We start from the raw sequence: 21,042 nt of genomic DNA, 5'->3' as shown, positions 1-21,042 counted from the left end.
TCGCTGGCTCAAGGGTGAGCGGCTTATCCAGGGGCGGCCCGAGAACAGGTGAGCCGTCGCGCTCGCCCGGAGCGGTGTCGATGCCGCGGCCGGCGAGCGTGACACGGAGGTCCCGCAAGCGTGCGTCGGATACGCTCTGACGTAACGCGATGTGGCAAAACGCACCTCGCGAACGGGCTTCTGATGAGATACCTCGTCTGTCTGTATTAGCTCAAAAGTGGTAGATATGACTGAAGCCAACCATGTCGAGCGCGTCGTTGCCATGAAGGCAGCCTATGCGGTTCTGGAAGGGGCGCTGACCCAGCTGGTGTCCGTGTTCGGGCAGGTGGATTCGGCGATGGCCGACCGTGCCATCGATAAGGCGATCGCCGCCTCCCGAACCCATTTGAGCGTGCTGCTCGGGGAGTCGCGCCTGCCGATGGCCGATGTCGCCATGATCAGCGGCGTCGTGGAACTGTCGATGAACAAGGCGCGGATCCAGCTCGCGGATGCCGCCGGCAGGCAGTGACCGGTTGCCAGTGGCCTTATTCACGCTGCGCCCAGGGATTCGTCGTGCTCGACGCCCGGCGATTGGCGGGAGCCGGATTCTCGGCGCTGCGCCGTATTGAAGTTACCCAGGTAACACTCGGGTAACGCTACTCTCGTCATATTGCTCATGGCGGCCTCGCCAGACCGTCTATCTGGGGAAATGAATTTTTACCCAACCCGGCTCCCGATGAGCCGGGTTTTTTGTTGGGCATCATCGTCTGGATACGCGCGATCACCAGCCGAGCGGTTATCCCCGGTCAAGAAGGACACAAGCGCTCGCCCCAACAACGTCGCCCGCCGACGACATTGCTTTTCCGGGCTGATGCCACCGACGATTGGTGGCGACGATCCTCCGCCTGGTGTTCCCTGCGATGCTGCCGAGTTTCCGGCGCTCGTGCCATGGAAGTGTGGCCGCGACATAGATCGGCCCGCGATGGGGCCAGGAGATATCGATGACCACATACAAGATTCGCGCTCTTGTCGCAGCAGCGCTTCTGCTCGTCGGAGGATCGCAGACCCTGAGAGCGGCGGAGGCGGTGCCGGCCGCATTGCAGCCGCCGGCCGGCTACACGCTGGCCTTCAGCGCCAAGGCCAACGGCGTGCAGATCTATACGAGCACTGCGGAGGCTGGCGCGGCGCCGAAATGGGTTCTCGAGGGCCCACTGGCGGAGTTGACGACGCCCAAGGCCGCCATCCATCACTATGCCGGACCTTCCTGGGAGGCCCTGGATGGCAGCAAGGTCGCGCGTGACAAGGATACGCCCGTGACAACGGTGCCGGCCAAGCAGGCGAATGCCGACATTCCCTGGCTTCTCGTCAAGGTGACGGCCGATCCCGCCGCCGGTGTGCTGAGCAAGGTCGGCTATGTCCAGCGCATCGAGACCCATGGCGGCGTCGCCCCCGCCACGCCTCCCGTGCGGACCGATACGAAGGTGGGTGTACCCTACACCGCGACCTACGTGTTCTACGCGAAGGCGAACTGAACCATTGCAAGAGGCACGCGTTCCGCCTTTGGTTTTGCCGGCCCCGATTGCTTGCCCTCGCAATCGGGGAGGTAACGAGCCTGTGGGCTACGGTGGCAGCATTCGCGAAAACGAGTTGGGAAATCACGAGTTGATTGCCTGCCGGGGAAATCTTGTGCGGTAATTCCCGCAGGCACCACAAGAGCCGGGACGTATAGCCGCCGAGTATGCCACACTCGTTCCGCGCCTTTGAAGCTTAGCCAACATGGGAGGCAACAATGACCCCGACGGTGGGCTGGAAGATCTTCGCGATCAACGTGGACATGTCGGACGCGCAGCTTTGGGTGGTTGCAAGGCCCGACCTCGAAGAAGCCATTCTAGGGGTGTCGGGTGCGGTAGACAGCACCATCTCGGGTAACTACCGCTACATTCACAAGCCGACGACCCAGGCGACCCTTGACGACCTCAGTCTCAAACCCGGTGACATGGTCCAATGGGCGTGAGGCGTTCAGACCCTCACAGGGCCGATCGACGCCTGCCGGGTTTCGCGGCCATCCAGCCGGATACGCCTTAAAGGCTGCAGGTGGCGGAGAAAGATACCGATGTTGGAGCAATCGTTCATTAAAAAGTTAATACTACTCCATCGGCGGAGACCTTGCGTTTTCGCCGCTCTATCTCATCTCGCTATTTGTGGTATCCGTAAAGGGCACTGGTGAACCGGCAGCACCCCCTCTAACATTGCTCATCGAGACGTAATGGATGGGGATTATCGTGTCTGCGGGTACCTTTTACGCCATAGTCCCTTTTGTTCGGGATAATCTGGATGAATTGATTGCCTTGGAGCCGTGTTCCGCCAACACCCGATATTCGGCTCTTCGAGAGGCTTCCTATTCCGTGGGACGAATAGTCGGAGATGCGCCCATCGTTGGTGCTGTCGTGTTCGCGAGGGAAACCGACGATAGCGGTACGTTTGACGATATCGTTGTGGTTGCCCGCTACGGCGAAACTTTTGATGGCCGCAGCTTGCGATAGAGCAAAATGCATTAGGCAGTAGGAACTGCGCAAATCATCACGCTTTCTTCCGAAACCCCTTCGCTGAGCTTTGCCAGGATGTCCTCCGCCGTCAGGTCGGAAATGATCACCCACACCCCGTCCGGCTGAGACTCGGCATCCGGGAACTCGCCGGAGATCGTTGCCGCCAGATGGCTTTCTTCGCCAAACGCGGACTCTTCGGTGACGGCATGGCTGACAACATATCTCGGCATCGCGGCTACTCCTGAAAGATATACCATCCCCTTGCCGAGAACCGGCAGACGGTGACCAGGGAATGGAACTGGGCCTTCCAGCTCTATCGTAACCCATCGCAACGGGAAGAGTTTCCCTTCCATGCAGTGCGAATGGAGCGCGATCACAGGCCGGCCTTGGCCACGATCGTTAGGGAACGACAAACTCGGCCCATCATGGTGGAATGCGTGTCTGCATAAAGAAGACACGCTTTTTGCCAAGGCATGCTAGTTTGCGAGTCGTGGAACCACCGTATCGCGACCGCGTTAAGTGTAGCCGCCCTCCAGAGCAAAATGCGTTCAGGCGGGTCTTCAAGTTAACGCATTGGTATCAAAAGCATTTTGCGATTCTTGGTGACTCCGTCGGAGGGTAAACCGCCTTAGCCCCCAGGGTGTCAGATGGATTTTCGCCGCGAACTCTATCGAAGCTCCAACGGCGACCTCTGGTCTCTTGCCAGGGACCCGGCGGACGGTGCCGCGATGATCGTGCATCAGGCGAACGGTCCATCCGGCGCAGCTGTCTCGTTCATTACCCTGCGCGATTTTCTCGCGTCAGGCGCCAATGGACCCGAACATCAGGCCCTCCTGCGCTTGATCGGGACATTAGTCACAACAGGTACGCCAAGCAGTCGCAATGATAGCGGGAATTCTCCGGAAATCTCGCCATCAAGCAGTTGAACTAATTCAGATATAAATTGCCATCGAAATACAAACAAGCCTCCCAACATATAGGGATAACCTATGACCTATTCGCAGTCCGATTACGAAAACGCTCATCTGGCGGAAATGCCCGCCAATGTTCGGGGAGAGATCTTCAGACAGATCAGAACAGAGAAAGGATATAGCCTGGAAGATCTAGCTGAAACCTGTGGCCTTACGGCAAGCGAGATCTTGGCCGTTGAGGCAGGGGACGTTGCCAATCCCAGCTATGTGGCGCGCATAGCCCACGCTCTCGGCCTGGTCGCTCCTTGAGCGCGGGCGCCGGGCCGAAGCCCTTCATGCTTCTGGCCGCCGTCATGCGCGATGAGCTCTCATGCTCCTGATTGTCGGAACCATCCGCCTGCCGCCGGAGAACCTCGAGGTGGCCCGTCCTGTCATGAGGCGCATGGTGGAGGCCAGCCGCAGGGAGGATGGCTGCGTCGAGTATTCCTACGCGCAGGATGTCCTCGATGCCGGGCTCATTCATGTAAAGGAAATCTGGCGCGACCGGGCCACGCTCGATCGCCACTTTGCCTCGGCGCATATCGACGAGTGGCGCGCCGCCTGGCCGCGGCTCGGCATCGGGGATCGCAGGCTGCTTGGCTATGAGGTGGAGGCGGGGCGCGAGGTGTAGCCGCTGCCTTGGTCCAGCTCTTTGTCAGCGCGCGTCCCGGCGATTCTTGCCGATCCAGTCAAATCGCAAAACACCGAAGCGGATCGCGCCTAATTTCGAGGGATATGTCGGATCCCCCTGCGCCGGCGCGTCCTCGGGGCGAGCCCATGAAAGGGAGGAACCGGCCGATGCCTCGCAGGATCGTCGTAACCCAATATGTCTCGCTCGACGGTGTCATCGAAGACCCCGTCGGCATGGAGAATTCCGGGCTGGGGGACTGGACCGGGCCGTTCGAGCGCGGGCCGGAAGGCGACAGATTCAAGCATGAAGAGATGCTTGCGGCCGATGCCGTCCTGCTCGGCCGCGTCACCTATGATGCCTTCGCGGCGGTGTGGCCAAGCGTTAAGGATGAAACCGGCTTTGCCGATCGCCTCAACAGCATGCCCAAATTCGTGGCCTCCAACACGCTCCGGCAGGCGGAATGGCACAATACGACGATCCTCTCGGGCGACGCAGCCAACGAGATTCGGGCTCTGAAGGCGAAGCCCGGAGGCGATATTCTCGTTTATGGCAGCGCTGCGCTCGTGCATGCCCTCATGCCGCATGGCCTGATCGATGCGTACAACCTGATGGTCTATCCTACCGTGCTCGGGCGCGGAAAACGTCTCTTCGCCGACGGCTATGCCTCGAAGCTGACCCTGGCGGAAAGCAGGCCGTTGGGTTCCGGCATCGTCCTGCTGCGTTATGGGACGGGGACGTAGGCCGGGAGGGAGAGGCGGCCTGCCAATCTCTGGAGCAAATGCGTTCACGCAAGAGCGGATTACGAAATTAACTTATTGGTACCAAAAGGATTTTGCGATTCTTGGTGATTCGATCTGAAAGTAAAACGCTCTAGACGGCAAACTTGGCGCCAGGCCTGTCACTGGAAGGCAAGGCTTTTTTCTCGCCCCAAGGCGCGGGCCACGAAGTCGACGAACACTCGCGCCCTGGTCGGAAGCCTGCGTCCGGCCGTATGCACGGCGCTGATGGCGAAGCTCCCCGGTTCGAAGTCGCGCAGGACCACGCGCACGGCGCCCGACGCGATTTCGGGAGCAAACAGCCAAGCCGGCACCTGGGCAAGGCCGAGGCCGGCGAGTACGGCGGCTCGCACCTGCTCGGCATCGCCGGTGCGGAAATTCCCCTGGGGATGATGGACGAGAGGTCCGGCCGCTGTCTTGAACTCCCAGGCGCGCGGCTCCCCGCGAAGCGCGAAGATCACGCAGGAGTGCCGCTCCAGTTCAGCAGGTGAAGCAGGAACGCCATGGGCTTCGAGATAGGCGGGGGCGGCCACCGTGATGATAGGGGTGGAGGCGAGGCGAAGGGCGATCAGGGAGGAATCGGCGAAATTGCCGATGCGGATGCCGACGTCGATGCCTTCCTCGACAAGGTTGATCATGCGTTCGGAAGCCGAGAGTTCGACGGCGACATCGGGATAGCATGCGAAAAACTCGGGTAGCCGAGGCGTGATGTAGAGCCGTCCGAACACCGGCGAGGTGCTCACGCGCACCAGGCCCGAGGGCGAGGATTGGCCGCGGCCGATGAGGGAGGCCGCGGCATCATAATCGGCGACGAGGCGCAGCGCCGCTTCGTAGAACGTCTGTCCGGCTTCGCTCAGGGTCATGCTGCGCGAGGTGCGCCGCAGCAGCTGTGCGCCGAGATGCGCTTCCAGCGCGGCGATCTGCTTGCTGACCGCAGGCTGGCCGATTCCGGCCTCGCGCGCGGCTGCCGCGAAATTGCCGCGCTCGACCACACGCAGGAAAAGACGGATCGCATCCAGACGGTCCACGGTTGCCCGCTCTCTTCAAAACTTCCCATTTGGAATGGATCGTATTCCAATATCGTGTCTTCCGGAAGCATCTGGAATGGATAAATTCTTGCCAGCACTGAGGCGCTGGGCGGTTCCAGCGCCATATGGAGGCTCAATCGATGCAAAATTCCCTCATTACCGGGCTCGTGGAGACCCGGTACGTCCTGCCGGAAGCCGAGCGCCAGATCGAGCAGGACGTTCTGGCGGCGACGGGCCGGCACATGGCCGACTTTGCAGGCTCCCTGCGCGAGGCCTACGATGCCATGATCGCGCAGACGCCGATTGCAGAGGGTGTGAGCCTCGCCCCCGTAAGCCAGGACGGCATCAAGGGCTGGTGGGTCCGTCCCGCCGGAGCGTCCGACAAGCGGGCCATCCTCTTCCTGCATGGCGGGGCCTATATGCTCGGCTCGGCCGCGGCCTATCGCGGCTTCGCCAGCCAGATCGCGGCCCGCGCCGGCGTGGCGACCTTCGTTCCAGACTATCCCCTGGCGCCCGAACAGCCCTTCCCGGCGGCTTTCGATGCCGCCGCAGCGGCACGGCGCTGGCTGGGTGGGCAGGGCTTCTCGCAGATCGCCATGATTGGCGACTCGGCCGGCGGCGCCCTTGCTCTGTCGGCCCTGCAGGAGAGCGATGGAACGCCGCCTCACATCGCCGCCGTCGTGGTGTTCTCGCCATGGCTGGACCTTGCTTTCACCGGGCCGTCCTTCAACAGCCCGCAGACCCATGATCCGATCTTCCAGCCGCAGGTGCTGACCGGCGCGGCGGCCGCCTATCTCAACGGCGCCGATCCCAGGGACGGCCGGGCTTCCCCGCTCTACGCCATCCCCGCACGCTTGCCGCCGCTCGCCATCCAGGTGGGCACGGACGAATTGCTGTTCGACGACGCCCTGCGCTATGCCAAAGCGGCAGCCGACAGGGGCGGCGAGGTGCGCCTCGACATCCATGAGGGGCTTCACCACGTCTTCCAGCGCTCCACCAGCGAGCTGCCGAGCGCCCGCCGCGCCCTCGATGCTGCCGCCGGCTTCATCACGCGCCATTGGGCGTGAGGCGCTGAATCGACATGCTTGTGGCCAAAGCGGCAACTCTTGTTTTCGTCCGCTTGATTTCGCCAAGACGATCCTCACAACTAGGCCCAGCAGCAAGTCTGTGAACGTCGTAGCAGACCCTACGGGGAGGCTTCTTTGAATGTCGCGCTGACCGGAAGTGCTCTGGACGAACTACAAAGACAGATAGAACCTCTCCGGGAGATCATCCCCGGGCGCTTGATACCCTGCCTGGGTTGGCACTTGTCCACGGGCGAGCTCCAGGAGGATGGCAGCTACCGGCAGGTCAGTGGTCCGGGGTTCGGCGTCGGCGTATTTCGTGCCGATGATGATTACGGTGGCTGGCAGCGTATGGAGCAGGATGGGGTGGAATTTCTACTGCTCCTGCCGCCAGATATCGATGCCGAGAAAGCTGCGACGATCGATTTTCGCGATGGCATATTTATTTTTGTGTGAGCCTGGGGGCGTTAAAAAAATCAGTGAATCGCCTAACCGGTGTCGGGAGTGCGGGCGCGGCGCTTGAAGCGTTCATTCTTGAACGATCCCTTCGTTAGCCGGTCAAACCGCTCGTCGGCGACCGGATCAATCGACACCACCTTGCCTGGCATCCTCGTCCTGTGGCGTAGGAATAGAAATAGAACGAATATTGACTTTCATTTGTTCCCATGCTCTATTCCGTAACGGAATGAGGCGTCAGCGGCCGGCGTGCGCGCAACCCGGCCCCGAACGCCTCCATCCACCCCGAGAGCCTGTCCACGCGACAGGCGCGCGGCGGCCATGCTTCCTTCGAAGCTGGCCTCCAGGGGTGACGAGCGGGACAGACGGGATCGGCACGCCATGGAAGTGCCAGGCGATGGAAAGACCACGCAATCCCTGGACGGAGCGTGAAGGGCTTGAGCCCGGCAACGCCTTCGTCCCTCCTCCCGCCGATGCGGTGAAGACGGCTGATGCCACCGTCCGGCCAGGATGGACGTCGCTCAGCCCCTTTGCCGAGCCGGCTGGGCCGGGTTCGGATGGTCCGTGCCATCCGCTCCAGGCTCGCCTCCGCCTTCAGAAGGCGGAAAAACGGGTGGCCTTGCGCGCTTTGTCAGCGTGCCGGGCCGCCGGAACAGGGCGATGGTGGCCTGCACCGACAGTGCGGCCTGCATCTTCCATGATCCTGCTTTCACGGCTGCCCTGCAGCCGCCATCGCCCGGTCTCCTCATCAACCCAGCCGGAACGGGCGTGGGAACGCGAGCGCTTGGCTATGGCGGTGAGAAGGCGGCGGAGGCGAGAGAGTCCGACGCTTGGGGATCGTTAAAGAATCAGCCTCTCCCGCCTCGTTGGTTATCGGGTCCCAAGCCACTATGCTCTAGGGAATCGGCAAGCAGGTGTTCAGAGAGCGGGAAAGGCGCGGAAGCGTCGCGCTGGAAGCACTTATTTTCAACGGATCCTGACTGCGAAAGTGGCAGCCCTCGCGGCGAGGCTTCGCGCCGAGATGAACACAGCATCCCGGGGGAAGGGCCCTTTTTGGGAAAGCTCGATCGTTTGGCATTGCTCGTTTACTTTTCCCCATTTTGTTTCTTAAAATCCCCTTTTGCGCCCAAATTCCTTCTCGTTGATCCCTCTCCTCGTTTGTTTGGTCAACAAACCGTTGCGCGCATCATCGTCGCGAAGCGCTGAATCATCGTGTATCAGGGCTCATTGCCGCAGAAGGGTTCCTGATAATGAAGACCGAGGTTCGTGCCGTCGTGATTGGCGGGGGTGTCGTGGGATGCTCCATTCTCTACCATCTTGCCAAGATCGGCTGGAGCGACGTGGTGCTTCTCGACAAGAACCAGCTCACCTCAGGCTCCACCTGGCACGCGGCCGGCGGCATGCACACCTTCAACGGCGACGCGAACGTTTCCAAGCTGCAGAAATACACGATCGATCTCTATCGCGAGCTGGAGGCGCTCACCGGCCAGTCCTGTGGCATCCACCACAATGGCGGGCTGATGCTGGCGGCAAACGAAGGCGAGATGGATTATCTGCGCCTCGTCGCCAGCCGCGCCCGCTATCTCGGCATGGAGACCGAGATCATCCCGGTGGCCGAGGCCAAGCGGCGCAACGTGCTGATCGAGGAGAAATATTTCACCGGCGCGCTCTGGCGCTCGGATGGCGGCCACGTCGACCCCTGGGGCACCACCCATGCCTATGCCGCCGCCGCCCGCAAGCTGGGCGCAGAGGTCTACCAGTACACCAAGGTCACCGGCCTTTCCCAGCGTCCGGACGGCTCCTGGGACGTTGCCACCGACAAGGGGTCCATCCACGCCGAGCATGTGGTGAATGCCGGCGGGCTGTGGGCGCGCGAGGTCGGCCGCATGGTCGGCATCGAGCTGCCGGTCCTGGCCATGGAGCATCATTACATCGTCACCGAGGCCATTCCGGAGCTGGAGGGTCTGGAGCGCGAGATCATCAATACCACCGACTTCTCGGGCGAGATCTATGTGCGCCAGGAAGGAAAGGGTGCGCTGCTCGGCACCTATGAGCACAATTGTACGCCCTGGTCGGTCGACCATACGCCCGACGATTTCCACACTCAGCTGCTGCCCGACAATTTCGACCGCATCGCGCCGGAACTCGAAGTCGGCTTCGAGCATTTCCCCGCCGTCGGACGCGCCGGCATCAAGAAGTCGATCAACGGCCCCTTCACCTTCGCCCCGGACGGCAATCCGCTGGTCGGCCCGGTGAAGGGCCTGCCGAATTTCTGGGTGGCGTGCGCGGTGATGGCGGGCTTCAGCCAGGGCGGCGGCATCGGCCTCACGCTGTCGCGCTGGATGGCGGAGGGGGATCCGGGCGCCGATATCATGGCGATGGATGTAGCCCGCTTCGGTATTTTCGCCACGCCCCGCTACACCAAGACCAAGGTCATCGAAAACTATCGCCGCCGCTTTCGCCTCGCCTTCCCCAACGAGGAACTGCCGGATGCCCGACCGCTGCGCCGCACGCCGATCTATGGCCGCCTGGAAAAGGCCGGCGCGGTGTTCGGCGCCAATTTCGGCCTGGAGCATGCGCTCTGGTTTGCCCCCGAGGGCGTCGAGCCCATCGAGAACCCGACCTATCGCCGCTCCAATGCCTTCCCTCATGTAAAGGCCGAATGCCTGGCCGTGCGGGATGCCGTGGGCATCTACGAGACCTCGAACTATGGCAAGTATGAGGTCGAGGGCAAGGGCGCTCGCGCCTGGCTCGACAGGCTGCTGGCCTGCAAGCTGCCCAAGCCCGGCCGCATGGCGATCGCACCGATGCTCAACAAGGAAGGCCGCATCGTCGGCGATCTTTCCATCGCCTGCCTCGACCTGGACCGCTACCTGCTGATCGGTTCGGGGTTCGCCGAGGCCTTCCATATGCGTTGGTTCTGGCTGCAAGACCCGCCCGCTGACGTGCATGTGCGCTCGGCCGCCTCGACGCTGACAGGTTTCTCGGTGGCCGGCCCCAACGCCCGCACGCTGATGCAGCGCCTGGTACGCGAGGACCTCTCGCCCGACGCCTTCAAGCTTTTCGCGGTAAAGGAGACGGCCGTCGGCATGTCGCCAGTGATCTTCTCGCGCGCCGGCTTCACGGGCGAACTCGGCTACGAGATGTGGACGACGCCGGACTTCCAGGCGACGCTCTATGACGAGATCTTCGAGGCAGGCAGGGATCTCGGCCTCAGGCATTTCGGCGGCCGCGCGCTTTCTTCGCTCCGCCTAGAAAAGGCCTATGGCTCCTTCAACAAGGACTTCCGGCCCGACTACACGCCGGCGGAGACAGGGCTCGACCTCTTCGTGGACTTCAAGAAGGAAGGCTTTACCGGCCGCGACGCCGTGCTGGCCGAGCGCGAGAGGGGACCGAAGAAGCGCTTCGCCGTGCTGGAGGTCGATACCGACACCGAGGTGATTGGCTACGAGCCGATCCTCAAGCACGGCGCGGTGGTAGGCCACGTCACTTCGGGTGGCTACGGCCATTATGTCGGCAAGAGTCTTGCCATCGGCTATGTGAAGTCGGAGCACTACGAGGACGGCGGCGAATTCGCCATTGACATCTTCGGGGACGACCGTCCCGCCATCCTGCGCAAGGCCCCCTTGCATGACCCGAACGGCGGAAGGCTGCGCGGATGAGCCGGGAAAACGCAGGAGCCGAACATACAGGCCGGGGAGGGCGCCGCGAGCGCGGCACCCGCAGCACCGGCGCCTCGACGCCGCCGATGCCGCGGCTGAGCAACCGCTTCGCCCCCGTCGACATCCTCTCGGCCGAGCAGGTGGAACGTATCATCGATGCCGCTTTCACGCTGCTCGAGGCGGACGGCATGAAGATCATCAGCCGCCGGGCGCGCGACCTCTATCGGGCGCATGGGGCTGTGGTCGACGACGAGACGCAGATGGTGCGCCTTGGCCGCGACATCGTCGAGGCCAGCCTGAAGACGGCGCCTTCGAGCTTCGTTCTGCATGCGCGCAATCCTCAACGTGACCTCCATGTCGGCGGCAATGTCGTCAATTTCGGCCCGGTCAACGGCGCGCCCAACATCCGCGACCTCGAACGCGGCCGGCGCTATGGCGACCTCGAGGCCTTCCGCGACGTACTCAAGATCACCAACGGCCTGGGCTTGCTGCACTGGCAGGGAGGGGTGGTGGTGGAACCGGTCGACATCGCCGTGCCCGTCCGGCATCTGGAAATGTACCGCGCTCATATCGAGCTCTCGGACCTCGTCTGGGCGGCGCGAGGCGTCGGCGGCGTGCAGGCGCGCGACGCGCTGGCGCTTTCGGCCATCGAGCATGGCACCACGGTGGAGGCGCTCGCCGAGCGGCCGACGCTGATGACGGTGACCAATGTTAACTCGCCGCGCGTGGTCGACGAAGAGATCATGGACTCGATCATGATCATGGCCGAGCACGGCCAATGCGTCGTGATCACGCCTTTCACCCTGATGGGCGCCATGGCCCCGGTGACGCTGGCCGGCGCGCTGGTGCAGCAGACGGCGGAAGCCTTGAGCATCATCGCCCTCTGCCAGATGCTGCGGCCCGGCGCGCCCTGCGTGATGGGCGGCTTTACCTCCAATGTCGACATGAAAACGGGCTCCCCCGCCTTTGGCACGCCCGAATATGTCAATGCCTGCCTCGCCACTGCGCAACTCGGCAGGCGCCTTGGCCTGCCCGTGCGCACCAGTGCCGTCAACGCCAGTCCGGCCCCGGACGCGCAGGCGACCTGGGAGACCAGCTTCTCGCTCTGGGCGGCCATCATGAGCCACAGCCACCTGATCAACCACGCCGCGGGCTGGCTGGAAGGAGGCCTGTCGGCGAGCCTCGAAAAGATCGTCATCGACGCGGAACTGCTGCGCGGCTGGGCCGAGATCCTGAAGCCCGTCGAGTTCGGCGACGAGGAGATCGCCCTCGACGCCATCAGAGGCGTCGCGCCGGGCGGCCATTTCTTCGGTTCGCCCCACACGCTGGCGCGCTACGAAAACGCCTTCTACCGCCCCATCCTCTCGGATTGGTCGAATTATGAAAACTGGCGCGATGCGGGCGAGCGTACGGCCACGGACCGGGCGCTGAATGTGTGGAAGAAGACGCGGGACAATTACGTCGCGCCGCCGCTTGATCCGGCCGTGAAGGAGGCGATGGACGCGTATATCGCCAAACGGAAACAGGAGATCGGGGTGTAGCTCTCGGGCTGTTCCTATAGCGTTTTGCGATTTGACGGAATCGGCAAGAATCGCAAAGACTTGTCAAAACAAGGAGTTAGAGCAATGGGCGTTTGCGTGTAAACGCGCTTTGCTCTCGCCTACTCAACCCGCTTCAGCGTACCGAGACCCACATCGTTCAGGAAATCGATCGTCACCTCCGACGCCTTTCCATCCGGTGCAATGGCGAAACGCACGGCATAGGGCAGTTCCGGCATTTCGGGCGATGCAAAGCACAGGAATAGGTCCCGATCGAAATGGCGGAGCGGGTAGGAGCGGGCGCCGCCGGGACCGACCGACAGGGTGAGGGCGCCATTCTGTTCCGTGACGTTGGCCTCGCCGATATAGCTGTTGGCATAGTGCCCAACATAGGCCGCGAGCGGCAGAGCGGGGCTCGGCGAAGCGGGCGGCGTGCCGTAATTCGTCTTCGCGGCGGCGAAGGCACCGGCAAACAGGCTCTCATAGAGATCGTCCCAGGGCTTGGTCCAATCCTTCTCTACTTTTCCGTCGAAGACCTGATCGGCGAAACTGTCGGAAAGGCCTTCGGGAACGCCGGTCGGGAAAGCGTTGGCCAGGATCAGAATGCCGAGATTGGATTTGGGAAAGAGCGTCACGACGGTCCGCGAACCGACGCTGAAGGCGCCGGCATGTCCCCAGGCGAGACCATGGCGGCCGAACTCGCTGTTCCAGCCGAGCCCATAGAAATAGGTGCCGCCGGTGACGGGATGGGTTCCGAGCGCAAAGAGCGGCGCATGGGTTTCATCGAGCGCAGATGCGGCGATGAGCGGCTTGCCGTCGTAGGTGCCATGCGCCAGTTCGAGCCGCATCCATTGCGCGAGATCGCGGGCGCTGGAACTGACCCCGCCGGCCGGCGCCTGCATGTCGGCGTCGCGCTTGACCTTGGCCACCCAGGCGCCGTCGATCCTCGCATGCAGCTCGGCCCGATCGCTCCGGCCGAGAAAATCGGCATAGGTCGCACTCGTGGACGTCATTCCGAGGGGGCGAAAGAGCTTCTCCTCGGCAACGACTTCCCAGGCCTTGCCCGTGGGCTTTGCTGCCGCGACCGCACCCTCGGTGAAGCCCGCATTGCTGTAGGAGTAGCCGGCCCGGAAACTCGACGACAAAGGAACGAGCCGCAGACGATGCAGCACCTCCGCCCTGTCATAGCCGATGTCCTCCAGTTCATTGCCGGCAGCGCCGGGCAGGCCGCTGCGATGGGCGAGGAGATCGCGTACCGTGACCTCGGCGGTCGGATAGGCATCGTGCAGCTGGAAGGCAGGGTCAAGATCGGCGATCCGCGCATTCCAGTCCAGTACCTTGTCGCTCACCAAGGCTGCCACGATGGTGGAGGTGATCGGTTTGGAGAGGGAGGCAATCTGGAAGACGGTGTCGGCATCCACGGCTTCCGGCTTGCCGGCTTCGCGACGGCCGAATCCCTTCAGGTAGACCACCTGGTCGTTATGGACGACAGCGATGGCGAGACCGGGAACGCTGCCCGTATCGATCGCCCGCTGGGCCATGGTGTCTAGAATGGGCAGGGCGGCAGCCACCTGTTCCTGCGAGAGTGTTTGCGCATGGGCGCTACTCGCAACAGCCGAGAAGAGGAGTGAAAAGAACATACCCGACAAGATTTTCTGCCAGCCAGCCATGAGATTCTCCCAAACTTCCAAGCTTAGGCTAGACTATGCGCCTGCCCATGCAGGCCGGCAATCAGCATGACAAGCGTCAAGCAGGCTTTGGCCGTTGGATGTCACGCTCTTGCGGCAGCGCATCTATTGCGCCATTCGAGCACTCAATTGATTCTATTTTTTTATGGCGGAGGATAGAAGAACCGAACGGCCTTTCCTGGGCGACTAGTGCGCCTGGTCAGATCAATCGCCTGATCCATGTTTCCAAGGGCACAGACAGGGTCACGGTCGCTTGACGTATTGTGATGCCGGTACAAGCCCTGGCAGGCCGATTCCCGCCAATTTCGCCTGCCTACGAATAATCCGAGTTTTCGCGTGTTTTCATCGCGAACCTGCTATCGCAGGACAATTCTTGTCTGGATTCAGAGTTGGAGGTTTCCACCATGATCGGTCGGAACGCAATTTCGGGCGTGCGCCTGTTCGCCGCCACTCTTTCAGTGATGGCCCTGCTCGGCACTGCGCACGCCGACTCGGCCGAGGCGCGCAACTGGCGCATCAATCCCTCGCGCACTTCGGTGGGCTTCGTGGTCGACGGCATCGGCTGGCCGCGCACCAAGGGCCAGTTCCATGATTTCGACGGCAGGATCTCGATCAATTTCGACAACCCGGCCGCAAGCCACGTCTCGTTCAAGGTGGCGGCCAAGTCGGTTGATGTCGGCTCGCCCTCTTTCAACGACTATCTGCGCACCGACGCCTTCTTCGACGTCAGCCAATATCCGACCATCTCCTTCTCCTCGACCAAGGTCGAGAAGGTCGACAGCAGCCATGCCAAGGTCACCGGTGATCTCACCATCCGCGGCGTCACACGTCCCCTGACCATCGACGTCGCCCTCGACAGGCCGGCCGACAATTCGCGCGCGCAGATCGGCTTCCGCGCCACCGGCGTGATCAAGCGCCTCGCCTTCAACATGAGCGCCGGTTTCCCGGCGATCAGCAATGACGTCGACCTGATCGTCACCACCGAGGCGCAGGCGCAATGACCACCGCCGTCACCCCGCGCCGCCGCTGGAGCGGCGTGGGCCAGGTGCTGCACTGGACATGCGCGGGCCTGATCCTGTTGATGCTGGGGCTCGGCCTCTACATGGTGGAATGGGTCGACGATCCCGCGCGGAAATTCGACCTCTACCAACTGCACAAGACCACCGGCGCCTTCGTCTTCCTCCTGATGGCGATCCGCGCGCTTTGGCGCGTCTTCACGGCGGCGCCGGCGTTGCCTGAGACCATGCCGCGGCATGAGCAGCTGATCAGCAAGGGCGTGCATATCCTGCTCTACGGATTGATCTTCGGCGTGTTGATCGCCGGCTATGTCTATGTCTCGGCCTCCACCCTGCCGCTGCCGATCGAACTGCCGGGCGGTTACCATGTGCCGAACCTGGTGGCGCCGGATTACGAATTGTCGGAGAGCGCCAAGGTGGTCCACCACCGCCTCGCCTATGTGCTGATGGCGCTGGTGGGGCTGCACATCCTGGCGGCGCTGAAGCATCGGCTCTGGGACCGCGACGAGGTGCTGCAGAGCATGCTGCCGGGGAGAGGGTAGGGCGCCCAGGATTTTGCCATCCATCGCGCCCCTTGCTAAACCTGCGCTTCGTTTTTTCAGGGAGCTCCCCATGAACGGTGCGCAGGATCTCGGCGGCATGATGGGTTTCGGGCCTGTCATGCCGGAGAAGGACGAGCCTTTCTTCCATGCGCCCTGGGAGAAGCGGGCGATGGCGGTGACCCTGGCAATGGGCGCCGCCGGCTCCTGGCCGCTCGATGCCGGGCGCCATGCCCGCGAGAGCCTGCCGCCGGCCGAGTATCTTTCCTCCTCCTATTACGAGATCTGGATCAAGGGGCTGATCAAGCTGTTGCTGGCCAAGGGCCTGGTCATCGAGGCCGAGCTCGCCGAGGGAAGGGCGATCGAGCCGGCAAAGCCCGTCAGGCGCGTGATCAAGGCAGCCGAGGTGCCGGCGGCGCTGCTCGCGGGCGCGCGCTGCGACCGGGCGGTGACGCAGCCGGCGCGTTTCGCGGCAGGGGACCGCGTCAGGACGCGCAATGAGCACAAGCCCACCCATACCCGGCTGCCGCGCTATGCCCGCGGCCATGTCGGCACCATCGTCGAGGCCCATACGATGTTCGTGCTGCCCGACAGCAATGCCCATGACGGGGGCGAGAATCCCGAATGGCTCTACACCGTGCGCTTTGCCGGCAGCGAGCTCTGGGGCCGCGAGGCCGATCCCACCCTCGCCGTGATGCTCGATCTGTGGGAGAGCTATCTTGACCCTGCTTGAGGCCATTCCCTCTATCCCGCGCGACCGCGGCGAGCCCGTCTTTCGCGAGCCCTGGGAGGCGCGTGCCTTCGCCATGGCCGTCTCACTCCATGAAAAGGGCGTGTTCACCTGGCCTGAATGGGCGCAGGCTCTCGCCGCCGAAATCGCTGCGGCGCCCGCCGATGGCGGTTCGCACTATTACGAGCACTGGCTGTCGGCCCTGGAGAAGCTGGTGGAGCGCAAAGGGCTGACGTGAACCTTCTCTCCCGGCGCGTGGTGCTGTAGCGGGTCTATTTTCACTTGCTGTGGCTTGCCCCTGGGAGCGTAGGCGTCTCGTCTGCTCCTGGAAGCGATCAGATAAAGGAAAAGGGCGCAAACGATTGTGATCGCGCCCCTTTTTTGGAGTGTTGGTGGTTCGGGAGCGGACGAGACGTCCGCGCTCCCAGCCTACCGCACCAATATGTTCCGGAACTGCCAGGGATCCGACGTATCGATATCCTCCGGGAAGAAGCCCGGGCGGCCGTCGAGCGGGGTCCAATCGGTATAATAGCCTTTCACCGGGCCGAGATAGGGCCGCTGCACTTCGAGGCAGTGGCGGAAATCCATCTCGTCGGCCTCGACGATGCCGGCAGCCGGATTCTCCAGCGCCCAGACCATGCCGGCGAGCACCGCGGAGGTCACCTGCATGCCGGTGGCGTTCTGGTAGGGCGCGAGCTTGCGCGTCTCCTCGATGGTGAGCTGCGAGCCGAACCAGTAGGCGTTCTTGGCATGGCCGTAGAGCAGCACGCCGAGTTCGTCGGCACCGTCGACGATCTCGTTCTCGTCCAGGATGACGAATTTGTCCTGTGCCTTGCCGGCGGCGCCGAACATCTCGTGCAGCGAGAGCACGGCATCGTTGGCCGGGTGGTAGGCGTAGTGGCAGGTCGGCCGGTAGACGGCTTTGTCGCCCTCGCGCACCGTCAGATAGTCGGCGATGGAGATCGCCTCGTTGTGGGTGACGAGGAAGCCATATTGCGGGCCGGGCGTCGGGCACCAGGTTCGAACGCGCGTGTTGGCGCCGGGCTGCAGCAGATAGATCGCAGCGCCACAGCCCTCCTTGTGCGTGCGGCCGGTCTCGGGTATCCAGGTTTCATGCGTGCCCCAGCCGAGTTCAGCCGGCTGCAGGCCCTCGGAGATGAAGCCTTCGACCGACCAGGTGTTGACGAAGACGTCGCGGGGCTTGGGATGCTTGGCGCGCTGGGTGTCGCGCTCGGCGATATGAATGCCCTTGACGCCGACAGCCTGCGCCAGGGCCGCCCATTCTTCGCGAGTTTTGGGATCGGGCGTGCCGTAGCCGGTTTCCTTGGCGACGTCGAGCAGTGCCTGTTTGACGAACCAGGACACCATGCCAGGATTGGCGCCGCAGCAGGACACGGCCGTGGGACCACCGGGATTGCGGCGCTTGGCAGCGAGCATGCTCTCGCGCAGGGCGTAGTTGGTGCGCGCTTCCGGGCCGGCATTCCTGTCGAAATAGAAGCCGAGCCAGGGCTCGACCACCGTATCGATATAGAGCGAGCCGAGGCTGCGGCAGAACTCCATGATGTCAACGGAAGAGGTGTCGACCGAGAGGTTCACGCAGAAGCCCTGGCCGCCGCCACTGCTGAGCAGCGGCTCGAGCAGGCCCTTGTAATTGTCCCTGGTCACCGCCTCCTGGATGAAGCGGATGCCGCGCTCCTCGATGAGCTTGCGGTCGGCGGGCAGGGGGTGCGGATCGACGATGACGAGGCGGCTCTTGTCATAGGTGAAATGGCGTTCGATCAGCGGCAGCACGCCGCGCCCGATCGAGCCAAAGCCGATCATCACGATGGGACCGGAAATCTTACCGTAGACTGGCCACTCAGCCATGATACCTCCTGAATGCTTGACCCCAAGCGTTTAGGGCGAGCCGGGGCTAGCTGCAAGTTTTTGTCGAGAGAGTGTGAAGGGGAGATGACGGTCGGCCCGGGAGCGCGGACGTCCTCGTCCGCTCTTGGAAACGCCGTCGTCAAATGAGAAGGGCGATCCTTTCGGGACCGCCCCTCTCCATTCTGGACAGTCGAGGCCCAAGAGCGGACGAGACGTCCGCGCTCCCAGCTACGCCGCGAACCGCCACGCCGTGTCGTTGGCCGCCTTCGCGACCAGCGCTGCGAAGTCCGGTGTGGCGACCTTCTCGCCGGTGGCGTTCACCAGACCGCTGGCGCCCACCAGCCCATCGGGCACAAGCTCCAGGCCGAGGAAGCGGTTGCGCTCCACGGGGCCGGGCAGCCAGAGGCGCTCGGTGAGGTCGGTCGAGAAGCCGAAGCGGCTGTAATAGGGCGCATCGCCCACCAGCAGGATGGCCTTGTGGCCGAGATGCTGGGCATGGCCGATGGCATGCCACATCATGCGCGCGCCCAGGCCCTCGCTACGGCGCGCGGCATCGATGGCGAGCGGGCCGAGCAGGAGTGCTGCCCGGCCGGGGCCTGCCGAGATGCTCCACAGACGCAGAGTGCCGATCAGCTTGCCGTCGTCGAGAGCCGAGAAGGCCAGGCCCTTGGCGGGCAGACGGCCCTCGCGCAGGCGCTCCGAGGTCTTGGCGAAGCGGGACGGCCCGAAAGCGGCATCGAGCAGCTTCTCGCGGGCATCGAAATGGGAAGAGGTTTCCTGGACAATACGGATCATGGCCGTGGCTCCTTGGAGGCTAGAGCGACAGCCCTCGCACCGACAAACGCGGCCGTACGGGACGATGAATGGGAGGTGATCCCGTGCGTGGTGCGCCATGTAATGGAGCACCGGAGACACGGGGTCGTTGAACGTCAAAGGCTTGCTGGAGGACGGTCCCGGATAGCGCTGCGCGCTTCCGGGATGACGCCTCAGATCACCACCGACGCCAGCGGCGGGAAGCCGTTGAAGCCCACCGTGGAGTAGGTGGTGGTGTAGGCCCCGCAGGCCTCGATCAGCACCTTGTCGCCAATCGACAGGCTCACGGGAAGATCATAGGGGGTCTTCTCATAGAGCACGTCGACGCTGTCGCAGGTCGGCCCGGCCAGGACGCAGGGCGCCTTGACGTCACCGTCCCGCTCGGTGCGGATCGGGTAGCGGATGGCTTCGTCCATGGTCTCGGCGAGGCCGTGGAACTTGCCGATGTCGAGATAGACCCAGCGGATTTCGTCCTCCACCGCCTTCTTCGACACAAGCACCACCTCGGCCTCGATCATGCCGGCATCGCCGACCATGCCACGGCCCGGCTCGATGATGGTCTCAGGCAGCTGGTTGCCGAAATGGCGGCGGAGCGCGCCGAAGATCGCGTCGCCATAAGCGGGCACGCCCGGCATGGCACGCAGATACTTGGCCGGGAAGCCACCGCCCATATTGACCATCGACAGCGTGATGCCGCGCTCGGCCAGCTCGCGGAAGATGCGCGCTGCGGTCGCAAGCGCGCTATCCCAAGCCTGGACGTTGCCCTGCTGCGAGCCGACATGGAACGATACGCCATAGGCCGTCAGGCCGAGAACCTGAGCGCGTTCCAGCACATCCGGCGCCATTTCGGGCGCGCAGCCGAACTTCTTCGACAGCGGCCACTCGGCGCCTGCGCCGTCGCACAGGATACGGCAGAACACACGCGAGCCGGGGGCAACACGGGCGATCTTCTCCACTTCGGCTTCGCAGTCCACCGCGAAGAGGCGCACGCCGAGCTCGAAGGCACGGGCGATGTCGCGCTCCTTCTTGATGGTGTTGCCGAACGAGACGCGGTCGGCCTCTGCGCCGGTGGCGAGCGCCTGCTCGATCTCGACCACGGAAGCGCAGTCGAAATTCGAGCCGAGCTCGGCCAGGAGATTGAGGATCTCCGGCGCCGGGTTGGCCTTGACGGCGTAGAATACGCGGGTGTCCGGCAGCGCATGAGCGAACGCCTGATAGTTCCGCTCAACCACGTCGAGATCGACGACGAGGCGGGGGCCTTCGGCAGGGTTGGCGCGCAGATAGTCGCGGATGCGGTCGGTCATGGTGGGTTCCCCCAATCCTGGAAATGGCACGGATCGGAGCGCCGTCACGGCCGCCGCGGGGTGGAAACGCGGATCGACAATGAAGACGCGCCGCCCACCGCCGGTCAGGCATGAGCCTCACCGCGACGGGATGCGTATCTCCACACAGCGGAACAAACCGCTGCATGGTTCGAAACTGCCTTGGATTGGATCGGGAAACCCGGTCCGCACGCCTGGCAAAGAGAAACAAGCCTCTTCAGTCGCTGGATCTGGACACCAGCCGAGACCAAAAAAGCCCGCTTCGTCGTTGCTTCAAGCTGCGTCCCCCGCGGAGTACGGGGTTCACCGGTCGCCTCCGGCTGCCGATCGTTGTTCGGGATTCGATGGCAACGACACTTAAGAAAGTGTCGGGCCACCTCAAGGGATCACTGCCGCGATCCCTAGTCCATCCCTGGCGACCGTCCAGCCTCTTGTCTG

At 63.3% G+C, this 21,042-nt stretch carries 21 protein-coding genes and 1 pseudogene; 15 read left to right on the top strand and 7 right to left on the bottom strand.

Features of this window, described 5'->3' with window-relative positions; translation table 11 throughout:
* Positions 1–226: 226 nt before the first annotated feature.
* From ACMDCR_RS27405 to ACMDCR_RS27395, 3 genes are all read left to right on the top strand, one after another.
* Positions 227–508 (top strand): hypothetical protein, encoded by a 282-nt coding sequence (locus ACMDCR_RS27405; RefSeq protein WP_413989645.1) that lies wholly within the window; start codon positions 227–229, stop codon positions 506–508.
* A 472-nt stretch (positions 509–980) separates the two neighbouring features.
* Positions 981–1,511, top strand: coding sequence for a DUF3455 domain-containing protein (locus ACMDCR_RS27400; RefSeq protein WP_413989644.1), 531 nt, complete (start codon positions 981–983; stop codon positions 1,509–1,511).
* 257 nt (positions 1,512–1,768) lie between these two features.
* Positions 1,769–1,993 (top strand): hypothetical protein, encoded by a 225-nt coding sequence (locus ACMDCR_RS27395; protein WP_413989643.1) that lies wholly within the window; start codon positions 1,769–1,771, stop codon positions 1,991–1,993.
* A 540-nt stretch (positions 1,994–2,533) separates the two neighbouring features.
* Here ACMDCR_RS27395 and ACMDCR_RS27390 read toward each other — a convergent pair.
* Positions 2,534–2,755, bottom strand: coding sequence for a hypothetical protein (locus ACMDCR_RS27390; RefSeq protein WP_413989642.1), 222 nt, complete (start codon positions 2,753–2,755; stop codon positions 2,534–2,536).
* A 417-nt stretch (positions 2,756–3,172) separates the two neighbouring features.
* On the opposite strand from ACMDCR_RS27390, the gene ACMDCR_RS27385 reads away from it, so the two are divergent.
* The 4 genes from ACMDCR_RS27385 (at position 3,173) to ACMDCR_RS27370 (ending at position 4,846) form a co-directional block, all read left to right on the top strand.
* On the top strand, positions 3,173–3,451 hold the full coding sequence (locus ACMDCR_RS27385) for a hypothetical protein (protein WP_413989641.1): 279 nt from the start codon (positions 3,173–3,175) through the stop codon (positions 3,449–3,451).
* A gap of 63 nt (positions 3,452–3,514) precedes the next feature.
* The gene (locus tag ACMDCR_RS27380; protein WP_413989640.1) at positions 3,515–3,745 is read left to right on the top strand and encodes a helix-turn-helix domain-containing protein; all 231 of its coding nucleotides are present in this window, start codon (positions 3,515–3,517) and stop codon (positions 3,743–3,745) included.
* Between the two features lie 61 nt (positions 3,746–3,806).
* A complete protein-coding gene (locus ACMDCR_RS27375) occupies positions 3,807–4,106 on the top strand; it encodes a putative quinol monooxygenase (protein WP_413989639.1) in 300 nt (99 codons plus the stop codon).
* Positions 4,107–4,273: 167 nt separating this feature from the next.
* Complete coding sequence (locus ACMDCR_RS27370) at positions 4,274–4,846, top strand: dihydrofolate reductase family protein (protein ID WP_413989638.1); 573 nt, start codon at positions 4,274–4,276, stop codon at positions 4,844–4,846.
* 158 nt (positions 4,847–5,004) lie between these two features.
* Here ACMDCR_RS27370 and ACMDCR_RS27365 read toward each other — a convergent pair whose 3' ends face one another.
* Entirely contained in the window at positions 5,005–5,910 is a 906-nt protein-coding gene (locus ACMDCR_RS27365; protein ID WP_413989637.1) for a LysR family transcriptional regulator, read from the bottom strand.
* Between the two features lie 140 nt (positions 5,911–6,050).
* Between ACMDCR_RS27365 and ACMDCR_RS27360 the strand changes: the two genes are divergently transcribed.
* Together ACMDCR_RS27360 and ACMDCR_RS27355 are read left to right on the top strand one after the other, a co-directional pair.
* Positions 6,051–6,977, top strand: a complete 927-nt coding sequence (locus ACMDCR_RS27360; RefSeq protein ID WP_413989636.1) for an alpha/beta hydrolase — start codon at positions 6,051–6,053, stop codon at positions 6,975–6,977.
* A gap of 135 nt (positions 6,978–7,112) precedes the next feature.
* Entirely contained in the window at positions 7,113–7,430 is a 318-nt protein-coding gene (locus ACMDCR_RS27355) for a hypothetical protein (RefSeq protein WP_413989635.1), read from the top strand.
* A gap of 521 nt (positions 7,431–7,951) precedes the next feature.
* Here ACMDCR_RS27355 and ACMDCR_RS27350 read toward each other — a convergent pair.
* Positions 7,952–8,143: a hypothetical protein gene (locus ACMDCR_RS27350; RefSeq protein WP_413988965.1), complete on the bottom strand. Its 192-nt coding sequence runs from the start codon at positions 8,141–8,143 to the stop codon at positions 7,952–7,954.
* A gap of 537 nt (positions 8,144–8,680) precedes the next feature.
* Here ACMDCR_RS27350 and ACMDCR_RS27345 point away from each other — a divergent pair.
* Positions 8,681–11,092 (top strand): GcvT family protein, encoded by a 2,412-nt coding sequence (locus ACMDCR_RS27345; protein ID WP_413989634.1) that lies wholly within the window; start codon positions 8,681–8,683, stop codon positions 11,090–11,092.
* Positions 11,089–12,633 (top strand): trimethylamine methyltransferase family protein, encoded by a 1,545-nt coding sequence (locus ACMDCR_RS27340; protein ID WP_413989633.1) that lies wholly within the window; start codon positions 11,089–11,091, stop codon positions 12,631–12,633. Before ACMDCR_RS27345 ends, ACMDCR_RS27340 begins: the two co-directional genes overlap by 4 nt.
* Positions 12,634–12,752: 119 nt before the next feature.
* On the opposite strand, the gene ACMDCR_RS27335 is transcribed toward ACMDCR_RS27340, so the two are convergent.
* Positions 12,753–14,270, bottom strand: coding sequence for a serine hydrolase (locus tag ACMDCR_RS27335; RefSeq protein ID WP_413993747.1), 1,518 nt, complete (start codon positions 14,268–14,270; stop codon positions 12,753–12,755).
* Between the two features lie 452 nt (positions 14,271–14,722).
* Between ACMDCR_RS27335 and ACMDCR_RS27330 the strand changes: the two genes are divergently transcribed.
* From ACMDCR_RS27330 to ACMDCR_RS27315, 4 genes and pseudogenes are all read left to right on the top strand, one after another.
* Positions 14,723–15,319, top strand: a complete 597-nt coding sequence (locus tag ACMDCR_RS27330; RefSeq protein ID WP_413989632.1) for a YceI family protein — start codon at positions 14,723–14,725, stop codon at positions 15,317–15,319.
* Complete coding sequence (locus ACMDCR_RS27325) at positions 15,316–15,876, top strand: cytochrome b (protein ID WP_413989631.1); 561 nt, start codon at positions 15,316–15,318, stop codon at positions 15,874–15,876. The genes ACMDCR_RS27330 and ACMDCR_RS27325 overlap by 4 nt, the downstream gene beginning before the upstream one ends.
* 70 nt (positions 15,877–15,946) lie before the next feature.
* Complete coding sequence (gene nthB / locus ACMDCR_RS27320) at positions 15,947–16,606, top strand: nitrile hydratase subunit beta (protein ID WP_413989630.1); 660 nt, start codon at positions 15,947–15,949, stop codon at positions 16,604–16,606.
* Positions 16,575–16,835: pseudogene (locus tag ACMDCR_RS27315) on the top strand (nitrile hydratase accessory protein); the annotation flags it as partial. The gene nthB and the pseudogene ACMDCR_RS27315, both read left to right, overlap by 32 nt.
* 197 nt (positions 16,836–17,032) lie before the next feature.
* Here the strand turns inward: ACMDCR_RS27315 and ACMDCR_RS27310 are convergent.
* The 3 genes from ACMDCR_RS27310 to ACMDCR_RS27300 all read right to left on the bottom strand — a co-directional run bounded on the left by ACMDCR_RS27310 (position 17,033) and on the right by ACMDCR_RS27300 (position 20,586).
* Positions 17,033–18,469, bottom strand: coding sequence for a homospermidine synthase (locus tag ACMDCR_RS27310; RefSeq protein ID WP_413989629.1), 1,437 nt, complete (start codon positions 18,467–18,469; stop codon positions 17,033–17,035).
* 228 nt (positions 18,470–18,697) lie between these two features.
* Positions 18,698–19,264 carry a GNAT family N-acetyltransferase gene (locus tag ACMDCR_RS27305; protein WP_413989628.1) on the bottom strand — a complete coding sequence of 189 codons (567 nt, stop codon included), beginning with the start codon at positions 19,262–19,264 and terminating at the stop codon, positions 18,698–18,700.
* A gap of 191 nt (positions 19,265–19,455) precedes the next feature.
* Complete coding sequence (locus ACMDCR_RS27300) at positions 19,456–20,586, bottom strand: type III PLP-dependent enzyme (protein ID WP_413989627.1); 1,131 nt, start codon at positions 20,584–20,586, stop codon at positions 19,456–19,458.
* Positions 20,587–21,042: the final 456 nt, after the last annotated feature.

It is taken from the genome of Labrys okinawensis, from assembly GCF_047345005.1.
GTDB lineage: Bacteria > Pseudomonadota > Alphaproteobacteria > Rhizobiales > Labraceae > Labrys > Labrys okinawensis.
This window is presented reverse-complemented; position numbering and strand designations above follow the sequence as displayed.